Origin of the sequence: Micromonospora sp. M42 (assembly GCF_000568915.1) — a bacterium.
Lineage (GTDB): Bacteria > Actinomycetota > Actinomycetes > Mycobacteriales > Micromonosporaceae > Micromonospora > Micromonospora chalcea.
Genome location: NZ_KK037233.1, coordinates 3,543,085 through 3,562,317 on the forward strand (window position 1 = coordinate 3,543,085; position 19,233 = coordinate 3,562,317).

The window sequence follows — 19,233 nt, forward strand, 5'->3', positions numbered from 1 at the left end:
GCCAGATCCTGGCAGCCGGACCGGCGGGGCCGCCTCCCATTTATCCGCGCCGGGCGCGCTTCCGCGCGGCGGCGAGCAGACCCAGCAGCTCCGCCCCCTCGGCGGTGCTGAGCGCGCGGAACGCCGCCGACGCCAGCCGGTCGGTCACCGCCTCGGCCCACAGTCGGCGTCGCACCAGCGGCCCGACCGGCGGGTACGGGGGCGCCCAGCCGCACGCCGCCGCGCCCGCCTCGCCCTCCGGCCCGGCCAGCACCGCCTCCAGCGGGGTCAGCCCGGCCGCGCGTACCGCCAGCAGGTACGCCCCGGCGAAGTGCTCGCGCAGCAGCAGCATGCCGACCGCCGCCCGGGCGCCCGGCGACGGGTCGGGCACGGGCATGGCCCGCCAGGCGGCGAACAGCGGCATGCCGCTGCCGTCCGCCGCCTCGACCGCCCGGCCCAGCAGCGCGGCGAGCCGGGACGACTCGGCGCCGTCACCGAGCCGGGCGGTGCCCCACCGGCAGCACTCGGCCAGGTTGGCGGCGGCCACCTCCAGCGGCGGGACGGTGCGTGCGGCGGCGTCCCAGCCGTCGGTGACCGCCTCGGGGGCGATGAAGCCCAGCGCCGCGGCGACGGTCTCGGCGCGGACGTCACCGAGCGCACCGGCCCGTCCGGTGATGTAGAAGGCCCACCCGGAGATGCCCAGCAGCCGCGCCCGGCGCAGCGTGGACGGGCAGCGCGCGAACGCCTCCCCGAGTTCGAGCACCAGCGGTTTGCAGGCGGCGGCGAGCTGTTCCGGAGTCATCGGCCGCCCGTCACTCCACCGTAGCCATTCATCACGCTCAGTCTGCCCGGTCGTCACCGGTGTCGGCATCCCCCTCTTCGGCGTCGAGCGCCTCCAACACGGCCTCCACCTCACCGGCCCGGCGCCGGGCCGCGGTGACCGCCCGTTCTGCGCCCCGCCGGGCCAGCCGGGCCCGGCTCAGCTCCTGCTCGGCCACGGCCCGGCGACGCTCCAGCTCGGCCAGTTCGGTCTCGATCCGGTCCAGCGTCGCGGCGCCGTCCCGCTCGGCCGCGTCGGCCGCCGCCAGCTCCTTCTCGGCCCGGTCCAGGTCCGTCCGGGCCCGGGTCAGCTCCCGGGTCGCGGTCCGCCGCCGCCCCGGCCGTTCGGCCCGCGCCGCCCGCTCGTCGCGGGCCCGGCGCGCGTCGGGCCGCTCGGCCGACCGATCCGGTACAACAGGCGCCTCCTCGCCCCCTGTCACGAGCCGCAGCTGGGGACGGGGCACCTCGCCGAACCCGGCGTAGTGGCTGCCCCGCAGCAGGCGTCCGGCGCGTACCTGTTCGGCCACCTCGGTGTCCGACAGCGCGGCGTTGAGTGTCGCCTCCACCTCGCCCAGCGGCAGCCGCCCGGCCGGTGGCGCGGCGGGTTCGGTGGCGGCGAGACGGCGTAACTTCCGCCACCAGCGCCCCACGACGGCGCGCCGCTGCGCGGACAGTTCCCGCAGCGTGCCCCCGCGCAGGTCGCGCTGCGCGGCGCGTAGCGACTCGGCCAGCTGGCTCAGGTCGGCGACCAGCTCGGGCCGGCGGATGGCGAGCAGGTTGACCAGCCAGGCCGCCACCGTGGGCCGGCGCAGCTTGGCGATCTCGCGGGCGGTACGCGGGTCGCCGGACTGCCGCGCCTGCGCGACGGCGGCGTCCCGGGCCGCGACGAACCGGTCCGGCGGCGTGGCGTAGAGCTGCCGGATCACCTCCGCGGGCACCTCGGCCATGCTCAGACGTCGATCCGGGTGCCCGGCTCCAGACGGCGGTAGTCGGTCTTGGACAACGCGGTGTACTGCCGGTCCAGCACGCCGAGGCCGTTGCCGTTGAGCAGCGCGTCGTGCAGCGCGTACGCCCGGCGCGGGGCGACCGCGCGGATGAAGTCGACCACCTCGGAGAACTTCGACCAGGGCGCGTGGATCGGGGCGAACAGCGTGTCCACCTGCACGTCGTCCGGGACGAACAGCGCGTCGCCCGGGTGGTAGAGGACGTCGGCGAACAGGTAGCCGATGTTCGGGATCACCGGGATGTCCGGGTGGATGACCGCGTGCTGCCCGCCGTACGTCCGCACCGGCACTCCGGCGACGGTGAGCGACTGCCCCGGCGAGACGGTGACGAGCGCCTCGGCGGCGTCGCCGAGCACCCCGGCGAGCGAGGCCGGGCCGTGCACCGGCACCGGCCGCCGCTCCAGCGCCCGGGTGAGCGCGGCGACGTCCACATGGTCCGGGTGTTCGTGGGTGACGAGCACCGCGTCCGCCCCGTCCAGCGCCTCCGGCTCGCTGAAGCCACCCGGGTCGACGACCAGCACCGCCCCGTCGTGCTCCAGCCGGAGACAGGAGTGCGAGTACTTGGTGACGTGCATCGTGACTCCTCGCATACCGAATCGTGATGTCCTCAGCGCAGTCTGCCGGAACCGGCGCGACCACGCGCCACGTCCGAGGTATCGGTCCCGGTGGGCGGGGCCGCCGACGATCGGAGTACGGGGAATGGGTGGACGACGGTTCCGGGGCCTTGCCCTGGTGGCGGTGGGCCTGGTCGCGGCGCTCGCCGTGGGCGCCTGCGGCGCGGACGAAGACAAGCGGCGGCGATGCGGCCGAGCCGGCCATGGACGGAGGCCGGCGCGCGAGCAGCCCCCCGCGGGCGGCGCGGATCGCGACCAGGCGGCTCCCGGCGGCACCGGCGGCGCGGACCTGCGGGTCGACCAGCGGTCCATCATCTACACCGGGACGATGCAGATCCGGGTGGACGATGTGGAGGCCGCGTCGCGGGAGGCGGTCACCGCGGTGACAGCGGCCGGTGGGTTCGTCGGCGGCGACCGGCGGTCGAGCCGCTCCGCCGAGGCCCGGGCGGTGCTGACCCTGCGGGTACCGGCGGACAAGTTCGCCGGTGTGATCGACCAGCTCGCCGGCCTCGGCCGCCAGGAGCGCCGGGAGATCCGCACCGAGGACGTCACCGAGCAGGTGGTCGACCTGGACGCCCGGATCGCCACCCAGCGGGCGCGGGTGGAGAGCGCCCGCAAGCTGCTCGCCCAGGCGAGTTCGGTGGACGAGCTGGTCCGGCTGGAGAACGAGGTGGGCAGCCGTCAGGCGGACCTGGCCGCGCTGGAGGCGCGCAAGCGCCGGCTGGCGGACCTGACCGCGCTCTCCACCATCACCGTGACGTTGCTCGGGCAGGACGCCAGCACCGCCGAGGAGGAGGCGGATCTGGGCTTCCGCAGCGGGCTGGACGGCGGGTGGACGGCGTTCCGGGCCTCGGCCCGCATCGCGCTGACCGTGCTCGGGGCGGTGCTGCCCTTCGCGGTGGTGATCGGCGTACCGCTGTGGTTGCTGCTCCTGTGGCGGCGCCGGCGGGCCCGGCGGACGCCGCCGCCCGGCCCGGGCGCGATGCCGCAGCCGGGCCTGGGCCCGATGCCGCCGGGCCCGGCCGGTCCGGCCGACGCTCCGGTCAGCGCGCCGCCGCCAGTGCCCGCAGCGCGGTCTGGACCATGAGGCGTACGCCCGCCTCGATGGCGCGCTCGTCCACGTCGAACGAGGCCCGGTGCAGGTCCACATTGGGCCCGCTGCGGCCCACGCCGAGGCGGGCGAGCGCGCCGGGGACGTGCTCCAGGTACCAGGAGAAGTCCTCGCCGCCCATGCTCTGCGGCGTCTCGGCGATGCCGTCGGGGCCGAGCGCGGCGGCGGTGGCGGCGGTGAGCACGCCGATCGCGCCGGCGTCGTTCGTCACCGGCGGCCGGCCGCGCAGGTATTCCAGATCGACAGTGGCGCCGGTGGGCGCGAGCACGTCCCGCACCACCTGAGCCACGATCTTGGGCGCCTCGTCCCAGGTGTCGCGGTCCATCACCCGCAGCGTGCCGGCCGCGCAGGCCTCGGAGGGGATGACGTTGTAACGGGTGCCGGCCGAGGCGTGGCCGAACACCAGCAGCAGCCCGCTGTTGGCCGGCACCCGGCGGCTGATCAGGGTCGGGACCTCGGTCACCAGCCGGCCGAGCGCGTCCACCAGGTCGACTGTCAGGTGCGGGCGGGCGGTGTGTCCGCCCGGCCCGGTGAGCCGGACGGTGACGTTGTCGGCGGCGGCGGTGATCGGGCCGACCCGCAGGCCGACCTTGCCCACCGGCAGGTTCGGGTCGCAGTGCAGCGCGAAGATCTGCACCACGTCCTCCAGACCGCCGGCCTCGATGACCTCCAGCGAGCCGCAGGGCAGGATCTCCTCGGCCGGCTGGAAGATCAGCCGTACCCGGCCGTCGAGCTGGCCGATGTCGGCGAGCTGGGCCAGCAGCATGCCGACGCCGAGCATCACCGACGTGTGCACGTCGTGGCCGCAGGCGTGGCAGACGCCCTCCACCGTCGAGCGGTACGGCACGTCCTTCGGGTCGTCCAGCGGGAGCGCGTCGATGTCGGCGCGCAGCGCGATCACCGGGCCGTCCGGGCGTCCGTCGATGTCGCAGATGACGCCGTTGCCCTTCGGCAGCAGGCGCGGCTTCAGCCCGGCGAGGGACAGCTCGCGGTGCACCAGGGCGGCGGTCTCGAACTCCTCGCCGGACAGTTCCGGGTGGGAGTGGAGGTGCCGGCGGGTCGCGATCAGGCCGGGCACGCGCAGCGCGAGGAGATGGTCGAGCTCGAAGGGCAGGGGCTGGGAACCGGTCGGCGCCTCGGGCCGGGACGACGCCAGCGGGCCGCCGGAAGGCAGCGTCAACGCACTCGTCACGTCGAATTCTCGATCACTAGAGATGGATGGATCATCGGGTAGAACAGCAGACAGCCTAGACCTCCGGCGGTGACGCTGCGCAACATCTTTCGCGTAGCGGTCGGACCGCGCAGCGTCACGAATGCCCTGGTGAGAGTGCTCGAATATCTGCGGGACAGCAGGTAGATCACGGTCGGAGCCCGTCATCCGCCTCCCACCTCCTACAACGCGTAACCGTTTCAACGGCCACTAATATCCGGGCCGCTGTTCCGAATTGTCGCATTAGTCACGGCAATTAACCGCCGCTCGGACAATTGCGCGACAACTGTCGGCTGCCGGAAGACTCCCGACGGTGACATGACCGCCCGGCCGTCGACCGCACAGGCTGTCCGTCCCGTTCATCCGATCCGGTTACCCGAATCGCCGAATCGCACACGCGCGGCACCGGGCGCCACCGCCCCGGCCACCCGCCGTGACCGGCCGGGCGCCGTCGCCCGGGAGGGGACCAACGGTACGCCTCAGCGGCCCCGTTTGCCCAGTTCAGACCACTACCGGACGCACGACGGCGGCCCGCGCCGGGCACCTGCGTGCGCCGACGGGACCGCCGCCTGAAAACGTCAGAACCGATCGCTCGGCCGGTAGATCCCCCACACCTCGCGCAGCGTGCCGCACACCTCGCCGACGGTGGCCCGGGCGCGCAGCGCCTCCTTCATCGGATAGAGCACGTTGGCGTCGCCCTCGGCTGCGGAACGCAGCTCGGCCAGTGCGCGCTCCACCGCGCCGGAGTCCCGCTCGGCGCGCAGCCGGGCCAGCCGCTCCCCCTGCGCCGCCTCGATCGCCGGGTCCACCCGCAGCGGCTCGTACGGCTCCTCCTCGTCGATCTGGAACCGGTTGAGGCCGACCACCACCCGCTCACCCGAGTCGATCTCCTGGGCGATCCGGTACGCCGACTGCTCGATCTCGCGCTTCTGGAAACCGGCCTCGATCGCGTCCACCGCCGAACCGTGGTCGAACACGCGGTCCATCAGCTCGGTGGCCGCCGCCTCCACCTCGGCGGTCATCGCCTCCACCACGTACGACCCGGCGAACGGGTCGACGGTGGCGGTCAGGTCCGTCTCGTACGCCAGCACCTGCTGGGTGCGCAGCGCCAGCCGGGCCGCCTTCTCGGTGGGCAGCGCGATCGCCTCGTCGAAGCTGTTCGTGTGCAGCGACTGGGTGCCACCGAGCACCGCGCCGAGGCCCTGCACCGCCACCCGGACCAGGTTCACCTCCGGCTGCTGGGCGGTGAGCTGCACGCCGGCGGTCTGGGTGTGGAACCGCAGCATCATCGACTTCGGGTTCTTCGCGCCGAACTCGTCACGCATCAGCCGGGCCCAGATGCGCCGGGCCGCGCGGAACTTCGCGACCTCCTCCAGCAGCGTGGTGCGGGCCACGAAGAAGAACGACAGGCGGGGCGCGAAGTCGTCCACTGCGAGCCCGGCGGCGAGCGCCGCGCGGACGTACTCCACGCCGTTCGCCAGCGTGAACGCGACCTCCTGCGCGGGCGAGGCGCCGGCCTCGGCCATGTGGTAGCCGGAGATCGAGATGGTGTTCCACTTGGGCACCTCGGCCCGGCAGTAGGCGAACGTGTCGGCGACCAGCCGCAGCGAGGGCTTCGGCGGGAAGATGTACGTCCCCCGGGCGATGTACTCCTTGAGGATGTCGTTCTGGATGGTGCCGTTGAGCGCCGCCCCCGGCACGCCGTTCTCCTCGGCCACGAGCTGGTAGAGCAGCAGCAGCACCGAGCCGGGCGCGTTGATCGTCATCGAGGTGGAGACCTTGTCCAGCGGGATGCCGCCGAACAGCGTGCGCATGTCCTCGATGGAGTCGATGGCGACCCCGACCTTGCCCACCTCGCCGTGCGCGATCGGGTCGTCCGAGTCGTACCCCATCTGGGTGGGCAGGTCGAACGCGACGGACAGGCCCATCGTCCCGGCGCGCAGCAACTGGTGGTACCGCGCGTTGCTCTCGGTCGCGGTGCCGAAGCCGGCGTACTGTCGCATCGTCCAGGGCCGGGAGGTGTACATCGTCGGGTAGACCCCGCGGGTGTACGGGAATTCGCCCGGCTCGCCCAGCCGGGCCTCCAGGTCCGCCGGAAGGTCTGCCGCCGTGTAGACGCCCTGGATCGGGAAACCCGACTCGCTTGACCGCGCATCGCTCATTACCGGATGGTAGGACGCGCTGACCGCCTGGTGGGTGAGGGATACCGCACACCTGGCCACGGCACACCACCGGAGGTGAGCAACCGGCCACATACCGTCGAGTAGGTAAACGCCCGCCGCGTCGGGTTTCGCATCGGGCGTCGGAACCAGCAAGATAGAGGGGTTGTGTCCCAGCCCCCTCGATATCCCCCGGTGGCTTTTCTGTGACTCAGATTCCGACGTGGAGCGGCGGACCGGCCAGTCCCCCCACTGGACGCGCGGCGCCCGGCACCACCATCGGTGGTCGCTACTCGCTGCGCTCCCCGGTGGGCAACGGAGGCATGGGCACGGTCTGGCGGGCCACAGACACATTGCTGCGCCGCGACGTGGCGGTCAAGGAGGTCGTCCTCCCGCCGGGGCTCGCCCCGAGCGACCGCGACGCGCTCTACGAACGGACGCTGCGGGAGGCCCGCGCCGCCGCCGCGATCCAGCACCCGGCCGTGGTGCAGGTCTACGACGTGGTCACCGAGGGCGGCCGGCCGTGGATCGTGATGGAGCTGCTGGACGCCCGCAGCCTCGCCGACATGGTGATCGAGGACGGGCCGGTCGCGCCGCGCGCCGTCGCCAAGATCGGCATCGCGCTGCTCGGCGCGCTGGAGGTGGCGCACGCCATCGGTGTGCTGCACCGCGACGTCAAGCCGGCCAACGTGCTGATCTGCTCCGACGGCCGCTGCGTGCTCACCGACTTCGGCGTCGCCCGGATGCCCACCGACGTGCAGCTCACCACGCCGGGCATGGTGCTCGGCTCGCCGCACTTCATCTCCCCCGAGCGGGCCATGGGCCAGGAGTTCGGGCCGCCCAGCGACCTGTTCTCGCTCGGCGTGACGCTCTACACGGCGGTCGAGGGCCGTCCCCCGTTCGACAAGGGCGACCCGATCGAGACCATGCACGCCGTGGTCGAGGACCCGCCCGCCACGCCGCAGCGCAGCGGCCCGCTCACCGGCGTGCTGATGGGGCTGCTGGAGAAGGACCCGGCCCGCCGGATGGACGTGCACCGGGCCCGCGCCAACCTGCGCGAACTGCTCGCCGGGCCGCTGACCAGCACCGCCACCGCGGTCAACTCGGTCACCGACCCGTACGCGGTGGTGCCGGTGCCGCGCCCGACCACGCCGCCGGCCATCGCGGCCGAGCCGAAGCCGAGCGGCCAGATCGGCGGTCGGGCCATGATCGGTCCGGACGAGTCGCTGACCGACCGGCTCGCCGCGCTGCGCCGCGGGGAGCGGCCCGCCGGCGAGAAGCCGGCGGCGGGCGACGCCGCGCTGGACGAGACCAGCGCGGACGCGCTGGCCGGCCCGCTGCACACCCCGACCGGCGCGATGTCCGGGCCCGCGCCCGAGGCCACCCAGCGCATCTCGCCGGACGCCACGGTCCGGCTCGGCCAGGGCGCCGGCGCGGACGCCACCCAGCAGGTGCCGACCACCCAGCCGGTCTACGGCCGTGCCGCCGACGCCACCCAGCCGGTGTACGGCGGCGGCAACCAGTGGTCGGTGCCCGGCACCGGCCAGCCGTGGACCACGCCGGCCACCGCTCCGGCCGCCGGTGGTGGCGGCGCGCTCGGCTCGGCCAAGGGCCTGCTCGGCCGGATCAAGGCGTGGCCGCGCAAGGTCCAGCTCGCCGCCGCCGGTGGCCTCGCCGTGGTGCTGCTGGTGAGCGTGATCGCGCTGACCAGCGGCGGCGACGACACGCCACCGCCGATCGTGGGCACGCTGCCGTCGAACTCGGCCGCCGCCGCGCCCGAGATGCAGGAGCAGACCGTCAAGGGCGTGACCATCCAGGTGCCGAAGGGCTGGCAGCGGCAGACCGGCGGCCTCTACGTCGACTACGTCGACCCCGAGGACGAGGGCCGCAAGGTGCGGGTGATCGCCGAGCCGTGGGGCGGTACCTCGATCAGCTGGGCCGAGTTCGCCTCGCGGAACCTGAACAAGAACAGCGCCAAGAGCAAGACCTGTCCCGCCCCCTACACCGAGGTGTCGGTTTCCGAGCAGCCGCTCGCCGGGCAGACCGCGGGCCAGCTCGAATACACCTGCGGCGAGGGTGAGTCCATGCGTCACGGCATCTGGCGGGGCGTGGTCAAGGACGGCAAGGTCTACTCGTTCTACCTCTCCTCGACCGACGCGCGGTTCGCGGAGAGCAAGCCGATCTTCGACGCGATGGTCGGCTCGTTCCAGCTCACCGAGGCGAACTGAGTCGAGGCCGACGGCCAGTGGTGATCCGCCGCCGTGCTATCAAGAGGCAATGGCGGCGGAAACCACTGACCTAGACGACCTTCGCGTCCGAGCCGAGCGCTGGCTCGCCGACGACCCGGACCCGGCCGACCGCGACGAGCTGCGCGCCGTCCTGGACGGGCTGCCCGGCACGGCGACCGACCTGGCCGACCGGTTCGCCGGCCCGCTGACGTTCGGCACCGCCGGGCTGCGCGGCCCGCTGCGCGCCGGGCCGAACGGCATGAACCTCGCCGTGGTCACCCAGGCCGCCGCCGGGCTCGTGCGCTGGCTCGCCGCCCAGGGCGGCGAGGGCCCGCTGGTGATCGGGTACGACGCCCGGCGCGGCTCGCTGGCCTTCGCCGAGCGCACCGCCCAGGTGGCCACCGGCGCGGGCCGTCCGGCGCTGCTGCTGCCCCGCCCGTTGCCCACGCCGGTGCTGGCGTTCGCGGTCCGGCAGCTCGGCGCGGTCGCCGGGGTGATGGTGACCGCCAGCCACAACCCGCCGCAGGACAACGGCTACAAGGTCTACCTGGGCGCGCAGCTCGGCGGTGAGCTGGGCGCCGGCGCGCAGATCGTGCCGCCCGCCGACGCCGGCATCGAGGCGGCCATCCGGGCCGTCGGCCCGCTCGCCGAGGTGCCGCTCGGCCCGGTCGGGCAGGTGCTCGGCGACGACCTGGTGGCCGCGTACGTGGAACGGGCCGCCGCCGTGGTGGACCCGACCGGGCCGCGCGACCTGAAGGTGGCGTACACGCCGCTGCACGGGGTGGGCGGCGCGGTGCTGACCGCCGCGTTCGCGCACGCCGGGTTCGGCGTGCCGGGCGTGGTGCCGGAGCAGGCCGAGCCGGACCCGGCGTTCCCGACCGTCAGCTTTCCCAACCCGGAGGAGCCGGGCGCGGTGGACCTGCTCGTCGCGCTCGCCGACCGCACCGGCGCGGATCTCGCCATCGCCAACGATCCGGATGCGGACCGCTGCGCGGTGGCCGTACGCGACGCCGGGTCCTGGCGGATGCTGCGCGGCGACGAGGTGGGCGCGCTGCTCGCCGACCACCTGATGCGGCGCGGCGTGACCGGCCTGTACGCCACCACGATCGTGTCCTCGGCGCTGCTGCGCGCCATGACGGCGGCCCGGGGGCTGCCCTACGACGAGACGCTCACCGGGTTCAAGTGGATCGTCCGGGCCGGCGGCGGCCGGGAGCCGCTCGTGTACGGCTACGAGGAGGCGCTCGGCTACTGCGTCGCGCCGGAGCACGTACGCGACAAGGACGGCATCACCGCCGCGCTGACGGTCGCCGAGCTGGCCGCCGGTCTGAAGGCCGAGGGCCGTACGCTCCTCGACCGGCTGGACGAGCTGGCCGCCGAGTTCGGCGTGCACCACACCGAGCAGCTCTCGGTCCGGGTGGAGGACCTGCGCGTCATCGCGGACTCGATGGCGCGGATCCGGGCGGCCACCCCGACCGCGCTGCTCGGGCAGCCGGTGACCGAGGCCACCGACCTGCTGCCGGACGCGGACGTGGTGATCCTGCGCACCGGCGCGGCCCGGGTGGTGATCCGGCCGTCCGGCACGGAGCCGAAGCTCAAGGCGTACCTGGAGGTGGTGGAGCCGGTGACCGGCGGCGACGTGCCGGCGGCCCGGCAGCGCGCGCGTGCCGCCGTGACCGAGCTGCGCAACGAGATCGCCGCCGCCCTCGGCCTCTGACCGGGTGTAAGGAAGGGCCCCTTATTAACGCCTCGCGTTAATAAAAGGGGCCCTTCCTCTACCGGAGGCGTTAAGAGGGGGCCCTTCCTTACCGCTTGCCCAGGGCGGCGTCGACGGCCTGGCCCAGCGCGGCGATGACCAGACTGATCGACGGGCGCACCACGCTGTCGTCCAGGCTCACCGTGCCGGAGAACCCGGCGCCGGCGGCGATCTCCTCCAGGCGGCGCCCGGCGTCCTCGGCGGCCGGGCCGGTGAGCCCGAGCGCCGGCTCCATGCGCAGCACCGCGACGAGCGTGGCGAGCGCGGCGGTCCGCTCGTCGGGGAGCTGCCCGCTGGTCAGCGCGTCGGCCAGACGCTGCCGGATGTCCGCCTCGACCGAGGAGTCCGCCACCGGGTAGCGGTGCACGTGGATGAAGTCCAGCTCGGTCTCCTCCACGTCCCGGACCACGCCCCGCCCGCAGAGGTCGGTGAGGATCCGGTCGCGCAGCCCGTGCCGCAGCCGCTGCACCCAGGACGAGGGTGTATGCGGGGTCTCCGCGGCGATCTTGGCGAGTACGGCGTCGGCGATCGGCTCACCGGTCGGCGCCGGATCGATCACCGCCAGGTTCCCGTCCGCGTACGCGAGCCGTCCGGCCAGGGCCAGCTCGACCAGCACCGCCGCGGCCATGCCCAGGTCAAGGCTGATCCGCGGCATGGTGGCCTTGCCGGTTTCGTCGTCGTACGCGAGGAGCAGCAGCTCTTCGGCGAGCGCAACACCAGTCATGGCCCGGAACGCTAGCGCCTCCCCGCACCCCCGCGCACCAACTCGCCGGGGCAGTCCGGTTCCCGGTGCGGAGGGCCGACCCTCCGCACCGGGACCGGCATCAGAAACGGGGCATGCCGCCGAACTGGCGGTCGCCGGCGTCACCCAGGCCGGGGACGATGAACTTCGAGTCGTTCAGGCCCTCGTCGATCGAGGCGGTGACCAGGCGCAGCGGCAGGCCGGAGCGCTCCAGCCGCTCGATGCCGACCGGCGCGGCCAGCACGCACAGCACCGTGATGTCGGTGCAGCCGCGGTCGGCGAGCAACCGGCAGCAGTGCTCCAGCGAGCCGCCGGTGGCGAGCATCGGGTCGAGCACCAGCACCGGCAGGCCGCTGAGGTCGCGCGGCAGCGACTCCATGTACGCGCGGGGCTCGTACGTCTCCTCGTCGCGGGCCAGGCCGACGAAGCCCATCGACGACTCGGGCAGCAGGCCGAGCGCGGCGTCGGCCATGCCGAGACCGGCCCGCAGCACCGGCACCAGCAGAGGCGGGTTCGCCAGCCGGCTGCCTTCGGTGGCGGTGACCGGGGTCTGGATCGAGTACTTCTCGACCGGGAAGGAGCGCGCGGCCTCGTACACCAGCATGGTGGTGAGTTCGCGCAGCGCCGCCCGGAACGACGACGAGTCGGTCCGGGCGTCCCGCATGGCGGTCAGCCGCGTCTGGGCGAGCGGATGGTCAATGACGGTTACGTCCACGATCGCTCAACCTACCGCTCCGTGGACCGGCGCACGGTGGGTGCGGCCCGACCAGCGACCCCGCTCACGTACGACGCTCGCAACCCGTTCACCGTGACCAAGATCACAGGACTCGCGAGTGCGTACTATTCGGGGCATGACGGCGACAACGACGTCGGCCCGGTCGGATCTCTCCGAGCTGGGACGATCCGAGACCGCTCTGCGGACCTTCCTGCACGGCCTGCCCGGCGTGGACCAGGTCGGCGCGGAGCAGCGGGCGGCGCAGCTCGGCACCCGCTCCATCAAGACCACTGCCAAGGCCGAGGCGATCGACCTGGCGATCCGGATGGTCGACCTGACCACCCTGGAAGGCGCGGACACGCCCGGCAAGGTGCGGGCGCTGGCCGCGAAGGCGCTGCGCCCCGACCCGGCCGATCCGAGCTGCCCGCACGTGGGCGCCGTCTGCGTCTACCCGTCGATGGTCCCGTACGTGGCCGAGGTGCTGCGCGGCAGCGGCGTGCACCTGGCCAGCGTGGCGACCGCGTTCCCGTCCGGTCAGGCCCCGCTGGAGATCAAGCTCGCCGACGTGCGGGCGGCGGTCGAGGCCGGCGCGGACGAGATCGACATGGTGATCAACCGGGGCGCGTTCCTGGCCGGGCGCTACGCCGAGGTCTACGACGAGATCGTGGCCACCAAGGAAGCGTGCGGGGACGCCCACCTCAAGGTGATCCTGGAGACCGGCGAGCTGGCCACGTACGACAACGTGCGGCGGGCGTCCTGGCTCGCCATGCTCGCGGGCGGCGACTTCATCAAGACCTCCACCGGCAAGGTCCCGGTCGCGGCCACCCTGCCGGTGACGCTGGTGATGCTGGAGGCGGTCCGCGACTTCCGCGCCGCCACCGGGCGTCAGGTCGGCGTCAAGCCGGCCGGTGGCATCAAGACCACCAAGGACGCGATCAAGTACCTGGTCATGGTCAACGAGACGGTCGGCGCCGACTGGCTGAGCCCGGACTGGTTCCGGTTCGGCGCGTCGAGCCTGCTCAACGACCTGCTCATGCAGCGCACCAAGCTGACGACCGGCGTCTACGCCGGCCCCGACTACTTCACCCTGGACTGAACGCGATGTTCGAATACGCACCCGCCCCCGAGTCCCGCTCGGTGGTGGACATCAAGCCCTCGTACGGGCTCTTCGTCGACGGCGCGTTCGTCGACCCGGCCTCCGGCGGCAGCTTCAAGTCGGTGAACCCGGCCTCCGAGGAGGTGCTGGCCGAGATCGCCGAGGCCGGCGCCGACGACGTGGACCGCGCGGTGCGCGCCGCCCGGGCCGCGTACGAGAAGGTCTGGGGTCCGATGCCGGGCCGGGACCGGGCCAAGTACCTGTTCCGGATCGCCCGGCTCATCCAGGAACGCTCGCGCGAGCTGGCGGTGCTGGAGTCGCTGGACAACGGCAAGCCGATCAAGGAGTCCCGCGACGTCGACCTGCCGCTGGTCGCCGCGCACTTCTTCTACTACGCGGGCTGGGCGGACAAGCTTCCGCACGCGGGCTTCGGCCCGGACCCGAAGCCGCTCGGCGTGGCGGCGCAGGTCATCCCGTGGAACTTCCCGCTGCTCATGCTGGCGTGGAAGATCGCCCCGGCGCTGGCCGCCGGCAACACGGTCGTGCTCAAGCCCGCCGAGACCACCCCGCTGACCGCGCTGCTGTTCGCCGAGATCTGCCAGCAGGCCGACCTGCCCGCCGGCGTGGTCAACATCGTCACCGGCGCCGGCGACACCGGCCGGACGCTGGTCGAGCACCCGGGCGTGGACAAGGTCGCGTTCACCGGCTCCACCGAGGTGGGCCGGGCCATCGCCCGCTCGGTCGCCGGCACCCGCAAGAAGCTCACGCTGGAACTGGGCGGCAAGGCCGCGAACATCGTCTTCGACGACGCGCCGATCGACCAGGCCGTCGAGGGCATCGTCAACGGCATCTTCTTCAACCAGGGCCACGTCTGCTGCGCCGGGTCGCGGCTGCTGGTCCAGGAGTCGGTGGCCGACCGGGTGCTGGAGTCGCTCAAGCGCCGGATGGCTCAGCTCCGGGTCGGTGACCCGCTGGACAAGAACACCGACATCGGCGCGATCAACTCGGCCGAGCAGCTCACCCGCATCCGGGAGCTGTCCGACGCCGGGTCCGCCGAGGGTGCGGAGCGCTGGTCGCCGCCGTGCGAGCTGCCCGAGCGCGGCTTCTGGTTCGCGCCGACCATCTTCACCGGCGTCACCCAGGCGCACCGGATCGCCCGCGAGGAGATCTTCGGCCCGGTGCTGTCCGTGCTCACGTTCCGCACCCCGGCGGAGGCCGTCGAAAAGGCCAACAACACGCCGTACGGGCTGTCGGCCGGAATCTGGACCGACAAGGGTTCCCGGATCCTGTGGCTGGCCGACCGGCTGCGCGCGGGAGTGGTGTGGGCGAACACGTTCAACAAGTTCGACCCGACGTCGCCGTTCGGCGGCTACAAGGAGTCGGGCTACGGTCGCGAGGGCGGCCGGCACGGGCTGGAGGGGTACCTCAATGTCTGAGCGGGTCGCGGTACGCAAGACGTACAAGCTCTTCATCGGCGGGAAGTTCCCGCGCAGCGAGTCGGGACGGTCGTATCTCGTGCAATCCGCGAACGTGTCTCTTGCCTCCCGGAAGGACGCGCGGGACGCGGTAGTGGCCGCCCGCGCCGCGGTGAAGGGCTGGGCCGGGGCGACCGCGTACAACAGGGGTCAGATCCTCTACCGGGTCGCCGAGATGCTGGAGGGCCGGCACGAGCAGTTCGTCGCCCTGGGCGTACCGGCCGACGAGGTGGACGCCGCGATCGACCGCTGGGTCTGGTACGCGGGCTGGTCCGACAAGCTGTCCCAGGTGTACGGCGGCGCGAACCCGGTGGCCGGCCCGTACTTCAACCTGTCCGCGCCGGAGCCCACCGGCGTGGTGGCGGTGGCCGCCCCCGAGGAGCCCGCGCTGCTCGGCCTGGTGAGCGTGATCGCCCCGGCGATCGTCACCGGCAACACGGTCGTGGTGGCCGCCTCCCCGGCGGCGCCGCTGGCGGCGGTGACGCTGGCCGAGGTGCTCGCCACCTCCGACCTGCCCGGCGGGGTGGTGAACATCCTCACCGGCCGGCTGACCGAGACCGTGCCGACGCTCGCCGCGCACATGGACGTCAACGCGATCGACCTGACCGGCGTCACCGACGCCGAGCTGGCCGCCGACCTGGAGGTCAAGGCCGCGGAGAACCTCAAGCGGGTGCTCCGGCCGGCCCCGGCCGACCACGACTGGTACGCCGATCCCGGCATCACCCGGATGACCACGCTGCTGGAGACCAAGACGGTCTGGCACCCCAAGGGCGTCTGACCGACGGCAGTCCGGTCCCGGCCCGAAGTGGCGGCACACCCTCCCGGGTTGCCGCCACTTCCCGTTCCCGCTCTTCCCGCGAGCCGTCGTCGACCGCACCCGCAGCCGAGCAAGATCGACACCAGCACGGCGAAGTGGGCCGATCAAACCGCCTCGAATGCCGCCACCTCCCCGAACTGGCGTTGATCTTGTCGAAGGCCCCGCACGAGGCCGACAGGATCAACACCAAAACCTCCGAAGTGACCCGAGCCGCGCCCCGACACTCACCCCGCCGCCCAGCAAGATCAACACCACTTCCCCAGAGTGACCACATCAACCAGCCCGGGACTGCACCACCTCCCCGAACTGGCGCTGACCCTGCCCTCCCACGCACCAAAATCGACACCAGTACGGCGAAGTGGTCACATCAACCCGCCCCGAATGCCACCACCTCCCCGAACTGGCGTGGATCTTGCCGAGGCGCCCACACGAGGCCAGCACGATCAAGACCAGATCTCCGAGAGGGCCGCATCGACCGACCCGGGACTGCACCACTTCCCCGAGGCGGAGTGGATCTTGGCGGGGCCGTCCGAGGAGAGCTAGATCGACACCAGTACGGGGAGGTGGCTGCATCGACCCGCCTCGGACCACACCACCTCCCCGAGCTGGTGTTGATCTTCGGGAGGGCGGGGCGGGGACCGGAACCGGGGACCGGGGCGGCGGAGAGGGTCTACTACCGGGGGTAGGATTGGTGGGTGACTCGGCTGGGGGACCTTGAGCGTGCGGTGATGGATGTGCTGTGGGACGCGGCACCAGCCGCCTCGGGCGGTGTGACGGTGCGCGAGGTCGCCGACGCCCTGGACGGCCGCGAACTGGCCTACACCACCGTTATGACCGTGCTCGACCGGCTCGCCGGCAAGGGCATGGTGCAGCGCGAGCGGGAGGGCCGCGCCTGGCGTTACCGCCCCGCCGCCACCCGCGAGGCGCACATCGCCCAGCTCATGCTCGAAGCCCTCGATCTCGGCGGCAGCCGGGACGCCGCGCTGGTGCGCTTCGCCCGTTCGGTGACCGGCACGGAGGCGGACGTGCTCCGCGCCGCGCTCAGCGCCGAGGCCGGGACGACCCGGCCCGCGACCACCGAGGCCGGGGCAACAGGCCCCGCGACCCGAGCGACCGCCGAGACCGCCGAGACCGAGACGACCGTCGAGACCGGGACGACCGGGCCCGCAACTGTCGAGGACGGACCGACCGGCCGGATCGAGGACCCCCGGCCCGGTCGGCCCGCGCTCGACGAGGCGACGGACCGGTAGGCGGCCGCCGTGGCGTACGCCCTGCACTTCGCCGCGACCATTCTGGCCTGCTGGCTGACCGCGCAGGTCCTCGCCGCCGCGCGCTGGACGTGGCGCGCGCCCCGGGTGGCGATCCTGTGCTGGCAGGCGGTCGGGCTGGCGCTCGGCCTGTCGGCCATGGGGTTGCCGATGGCACTGGGCCTCGACGTCTACGACCGGGCGACCGGGTGGGCGCTGCTGGCGCTGGCCGACGACCTGGCCCACGGCACGCTTCCGGCCGGTGTGGGCGCGGTGCACCTCAGCCTGGTCGGCGTCGGTCTCGGCATCGGCGTGGTGCTGCTCACCACGACGGTACGCAGCCTGCACGGCGCGGTACGCGCCCAGCGCCGGCACCGGGAGCTGCTGCACCTGGTGGCCCGGCGTGACCCGACGGTGCCCGGCGCGCTGGTGCTCGACCACCCGAGCGCTGCGGCGTACTGCCTGCCGGGGGTGCGGCCCCGGGTGGTGGTGAGCGCGGGCACGCTCGACCTGCTCGACCCGGCCGAGCTGGCGGCGGTGCTCACCCACGAGCGGGCGCACGCCCAGGAGCGGCACGATCTGGTGCTGCTGCCGTTCACCGCGTTGTGCCGGGCGCTGCCCTGGTTCCAGTGGGTGCGGGACGCGCACGCGCGGGTGGCGTTGCTGGTCGAGATGCGCGCCGACGACAAGGCCCGGGAGCTGCACGCGGACGCGCCGCTGGCGGGCGCGCTGCGGCGGTTCGCCGCCGCCGAGCACCGGGTGCAACCGGCCGGCACGCTCGGTCTCGGCGACCGCGATCTGGACGTACGGGTGCAGCGGCTGCTCGTCGCGGACCGCCCGCCGCGTGTGCTCGGCGCGATGGCGCTCGCCGTCGCGGGCACGCTCGTCTCCCTGCCGTTCGCCCTGTTCCTGAGCTGATCTCGCCCCCCTAAGGGACTTCTCCGGGTTCGCACACCCCTATAGGTAGTGAAGCTACGTGTAGGTTGACTACGACAAGAGAGTCGACCCATGGGAGGACGACAGTGGATCCGCTGCTCCTCGCCCGCCTCCAGTTCGCCACCACCACCTCGATCCATTTCCTGTTCGTGGCGGTCACGCTCGGCCTGGTCACGCTGCTGGTCGGGTTGCAGACGGCCGGCTTCCTCACCGGCAAACCGGTGTACGAGCGGCTGACCCGGTTCTGGGGCCAGCTCTACGTGATCAACTACGTGCTCGGCATCGCCACCGGCATCGTGATGGAGTTCCAGTTCGGGCTGAACTGGAGCGGGCTGTCGCGCTACGTCGGCAACGTGTTCGGGGCGCCGCTGGCCATCGAGACGCTGGTGGCGTTCTTCCTGGAGTCCACGTTCCTCGGCATGTGGATCTTCGGGTGGCACCGGCTGCGGCGCGGCGTACACCTGGCGCTGCTCTGGGGCGTGGCGATCACCGCGTACGCCTCGGCGTTCTGGATCATGGTGGCGAACGCCTGGCTGCAGAACCCGGTCGGGTACGAGGTCCGCGACGGCGTCGCCCACCTCACCGACTTCGGCGCGCTGCTCACCAATCCCACGTTCGGCATGGCGTTCGGCCACGTGATCTCGGCGAGCCTGGTCACCGGCGGCCTGCTGATGGCCGCGGTGAGCGCGTGGCACCTGCTGCGGCGTACTAGCGACTACGCGCTGTTCCGCACCTCGCTGCGCCTCGGCCTGGTCACCGCGGCGCTAGCGGTCAGCACGCTCCAGGGCTTCGGCTTCGCCCAGTTCGGCCCGGTCGCGCAGCTCCAGCCGACGAAGTTCGGCGGCGGGCCGGAGCGCGACGCGCTCGTCGCCGACTGGACCGCGCGGTTCGGCCCCGGCGACTGGGATCCGCCGGTGCTCTCCAACGTCGGCCTCGGCTTCATGATCCTGATCGGCTTCACGCTCGGCGCCCTCTGGCTCCTGCTGCCGCTGCTCTGGCGCGACTGGATCATCCGGTTGCGGTTCCCGCTCTGGCTGATCCTGCTCGGCCTGCCGCTGCCGTTCGTGGCGATGCTGCTCGGCTGGATCGCCCGCGAGGTCGGCCGCCAGCCCTGGGCCGCGTACGGGCTGCTGCCCACCGCGCAGGCCGTCTCCCCGGTCTCGCCAGGGCTGATGCTCGCCTCGCTGATCGGGTTCAGCCTGCTGCTCGGCGCGCTCGCGGTGACCAACTGGACGCTGCTGGCCCGGCACGCCGCGCGCGGCGCGCACGACCCCGCCCTCGGCCGACCGCCCGCGCCCGACACCGACCCCCACCACCAGCCAGTGCTC

16 protein-coding genes are annotated in these 19,233 nt (G+C 73.1%); 9 read left to right on the top strand and 7 right to left on the bottom strand.

Annotated elements, in window-relative coordinates:
• Positions 1-40 precede the first annotated feature (40 nt).
• The 3 genes from MCBG_RS16045 to MCBG_RS16055 are packed head-to-tail and all read right to left on the bottom strand — an operon-like array spanning position 41 to position 2,377.
• Positions 41-781: an SCO6745 family protein gene (locus MCBG_RS16045; RefSeq protein WP_043326717.1), complete on the bottom strand. Its 741-nt coding sequence runs from the start codon at positions 779-781 to the stop codon at positions 41-43.
• 37 nt (positions 782-818) lie between these two features.
• Positions 819-1,745 carry a hypothetical protein gene (locus MCBG_RS16050; protein WP_043326718.1) on the bottom strand — a complete coding sequence of 309 codons (927 nt, stop codon included), beginning with the start codon at positions 1,743-1,745 and terminating at the stop codon, positions 819-821.
• Positions 1,746-1,747: 2 nt separating this feature from the next.
• Complete coding sequence (locus MCBG_RS16055; protein WP_043326720.1) at positions 1,748-2,377, bottom strand: MBL fold metallo-hydrolase; 630 nt, start codon at positions 2,375-2,377, stop codon at positions 1,748-1,750.
• A gap of 124 nt (positions 2,378-2,501) precedes the next feature.
• Between MCBG_RS16055 and MCBG_RS16060 the strand changes: the two genes are divergently transcribed.
• Positions 2,502-3,503, top strand: coding sequence for a DUF4349 domain-containing protein (locus MCBG_RS16060; RefSeq protein WP_043326722.1), 1,002 nt, complete (start codon positions 2,502-2,504; stop codon positions 3,501-3,503).
• On the opposite strand, the gene MCBG_RS16065 is transcribed toward MCBG_RS16060, so the two are convergent.
• Together MCBG_RS16065 and MCBG_RS16070 are read right to left on the bottom strand one after the other, a co-directional pair.
• Positions 3,460-4,719 carry an amidohydrolase gene (locus MCBG_RS16065; RefSeq protein WP_043326724.1) on the bottom strand — a complete coding sequence of 420 codons (1,260 nt, stop codon included), beginning with the start codon at positions 4,717-4,719 and terminating at the stop codon, positions 3,460-3,462. The two genes, MCBG_RS16060 and MCBG_RS16065, sit on opposite strands and share 44 nt — an antisense overlap.
• A 596-nt stretch (positions 4,720-5,315) precedes the next feature.
• Complete coding sequence (locus tag MCBG_RS16070; protein ID WP_043326726.1) at positions 5,316-6,899, bottom strand: acyl-CoA mutase large subunit family protein; 1,584 nt, start codon at positions 6,897-6,899, stop codon at positions 5,316-5,318.
• A gap of 203 nt (positions 6,900-7,102) precedes the next feature.
• Here MCBG_RS16070 and MCBG_RS16075 point away from each other — a divergent pair, with 203 nt between their 5' ends.
• Entirely contained in the window at positions 7,103-9,124 is a 2,022-nt protein-coding gene (locus MCBG_RS16075) for a serine/threonine-protein kinase (RefSeq protein ID WP_043326728.1), read from the top strand.
• 49 nt (positions 9,125-9,173) lie between these two features.
• Positions 9,174-10,838, top strand: coding sequence for a phospho-sugar mutase (locus tag MCBG_RS16080; protein ID WP_043326730.1), 1,665 nt, complete (start codon positions 9,174-9,176; stop codon positions 10,836-10,838).
• 88 nt (positions 10,839-10,926) lie between these two features.
• On the opposite strand, the gene MCBG_RS16085 is transcribed toward MCBG_RS16080, so the two are convergent.
• Together MCBG_RS16085 and upp are read right to left on the bottom strand one after the other, a co-directional pair.
• The gene (locus MCBG_RS16085; protein ID WP_043326732.1) at positions 10,927-11,601 is read right to left on the bottom strand and encodes a GOLPH3/VPS74 family protein; all 675 of its coding nucleotides are present in this window, start codon (positions 11,599-11,601) and stop codon (positions 10,927-10,929) included.
• Positions 11,602-11,701: 100 nt separating this feature from the next.
• Entirely contained in the window at positions 11,702-12,334 is a 633-nt protein-coding gene (upp, locus tag MCBG_RS16090) for a uracil phosphoribosyltransferase (protein ID WP_043326733.1), read from the bottom strand.
• A 136-nt stretch (positions 12,335-12,470) separates the two neighbouring features.
• On the opposite strand from upp, the gene deoC reads away from it, so the two are divergent.
• From deoC to MCBG_RS16120, 6 genes are all read left to right on the top strand, one after another.
• A complete protein-coding gene (gene deoC, locus MCBG_RS16095; RefSeq protein ID WP_030501215.1) occupies positions 12,471-13,430 on the top strand; it encodes a deoxyribose-phosphate aldolase in 960 nt (319 codons plus the stop codon).
• A 5-nt stretch (positions 13,431-13,435) separates the two neighbouring features.
• Positions 13,436-14,866 carry an aldehyde dehydrogenase family protein gene (locus MCBG_RS16100; RefSeq protein ID WP_043326735.1) on the top strand — a complete coding sequence of 477 codons (1,431 nt, stop codon included), beginning with the start codon at positions 13,436-13,438 and terminating at the stop codon, positions 14,864-14,866.
• Complete coding sequence (locus tag MCBG_RS16105) at positions 14,859-15,683, top strand: aldehyde dehydrogenase family protein (RefSeq protein WP_043326737.1); 825 nt, start codon at positions 14,859-14,861, stop codon at positions 15,681-15,683. The genes MCBG_RS16100 and MCBG_RS16105 overlap by 8 nt, the downstream gene beginning before the upstream one ends.
• 734 nt (positions 15,684-16,417) lie before the next feature.
• A complete protein-coding gene (locus MCBG_RS16110; RefSeq protein ID WP_043326740.1) occupies positions 16,418-16,972 on the top strand; it encodes a BlaI/MecI/CopY family transcriptional regulator in 555 nt (184 codons plus the stop codon).
• Between the two features lie 9 nt (positions 16,973-16,981).
• On the top strand, positions 16,982-17,887 hold the full coding sequence (locus MCBG_RS16115) for a M56 family metallopeptidase (protein WP_043326742.1): 906 nt from the start codon (positions 16,982-16,984) through the stop codon (positions 17,885-17,887).
• Between the two features lie 104 nt (positions 17,888-17,991).
• On the top strand, positions 17,992-19,233 hold a 1,242-nt coding region (locus MCBG_RS16120; RefSeq protein ID WP_084789544.1), incomplete at its 3' end, for a cytochrome ubiquinol oxidase subunit I.

Excerpts from the sequence above, each read along its gene's own strand:
- deoC (WP_030501215.1), top strand. The coding sequence starts at position 12,471 with ATGACGGCGACAACGACGTCGGCCCGGTCGGATCTCTCCGAGCTGGGA.
- MCBG_RS16085 (WP_043326732.1), bottom strand. The coding sequence starts at position 11,601 with ATGACTGGTGTTGCGCTCGCCGAAGAGCTGCTGCTCCTCGCGTACGAC.
- MCBG_RS16060 (WP_043326722.1), top strand. The coding sequence starts at position 2,502 with ATGGGTGGACGACGGTTCCGGGGCCTTGCCCTGGTGGCGGTGGGCCTG.
- MCBG_RS16100 (WP_043326735.1), top strand. The coding sequence starts at position 13,436 with ATGTTCGAATACGCACCCGCCCCCGAGTCCCGCTCGGTGGTGGACATC.
- MCBG_RS16055 (WP_043326720.1), bottom strand. The coding sequence starts at position 2,377 with ATGCACGTCACCAAGTACTCGCACTCCTGTCTCCGGCTGGAGCACGAC.
- MCBG_RS16080 (WP_043326730.1), top strand. The coding sequence starts at position 9,174 with ATGGCGGCGGAAACCACTGACCTAGACGACCTTCGCGTCCGAGCCGAG.
- MCBG_RS16050 (WP_043326718.1), bottom strand. The coding sequence starts at position 1,745 with ATGGCCGAGGTGCCCGCGGAGGTGATCCGGCAGCTCTACGCCACGCCG.
- MCBG_RS16105 (WP_043326737.1), top strand. The coding sequence starts at position 14,859 with ATGTCTGAGCGGGTCGCGGTACGCAAGACGTACAAGCTCTTCATCGGC.
- MCBG_RS16045 (WP_043326717.1), bottom strand. The coding sequence starts at position 781 with ATGACTCCGGAACAGCTCGCCGCCGCCTGCAAACCGCTGGTGCTCGAA.
- MCBG_RS16070 (WP_043326726.1), bottom strand. The coding sequence starts at position 6,899 with ATGAGCGATGCGCGGTCAAGCGAGTCGGGTTTCCCGATCCAGGGCGTC.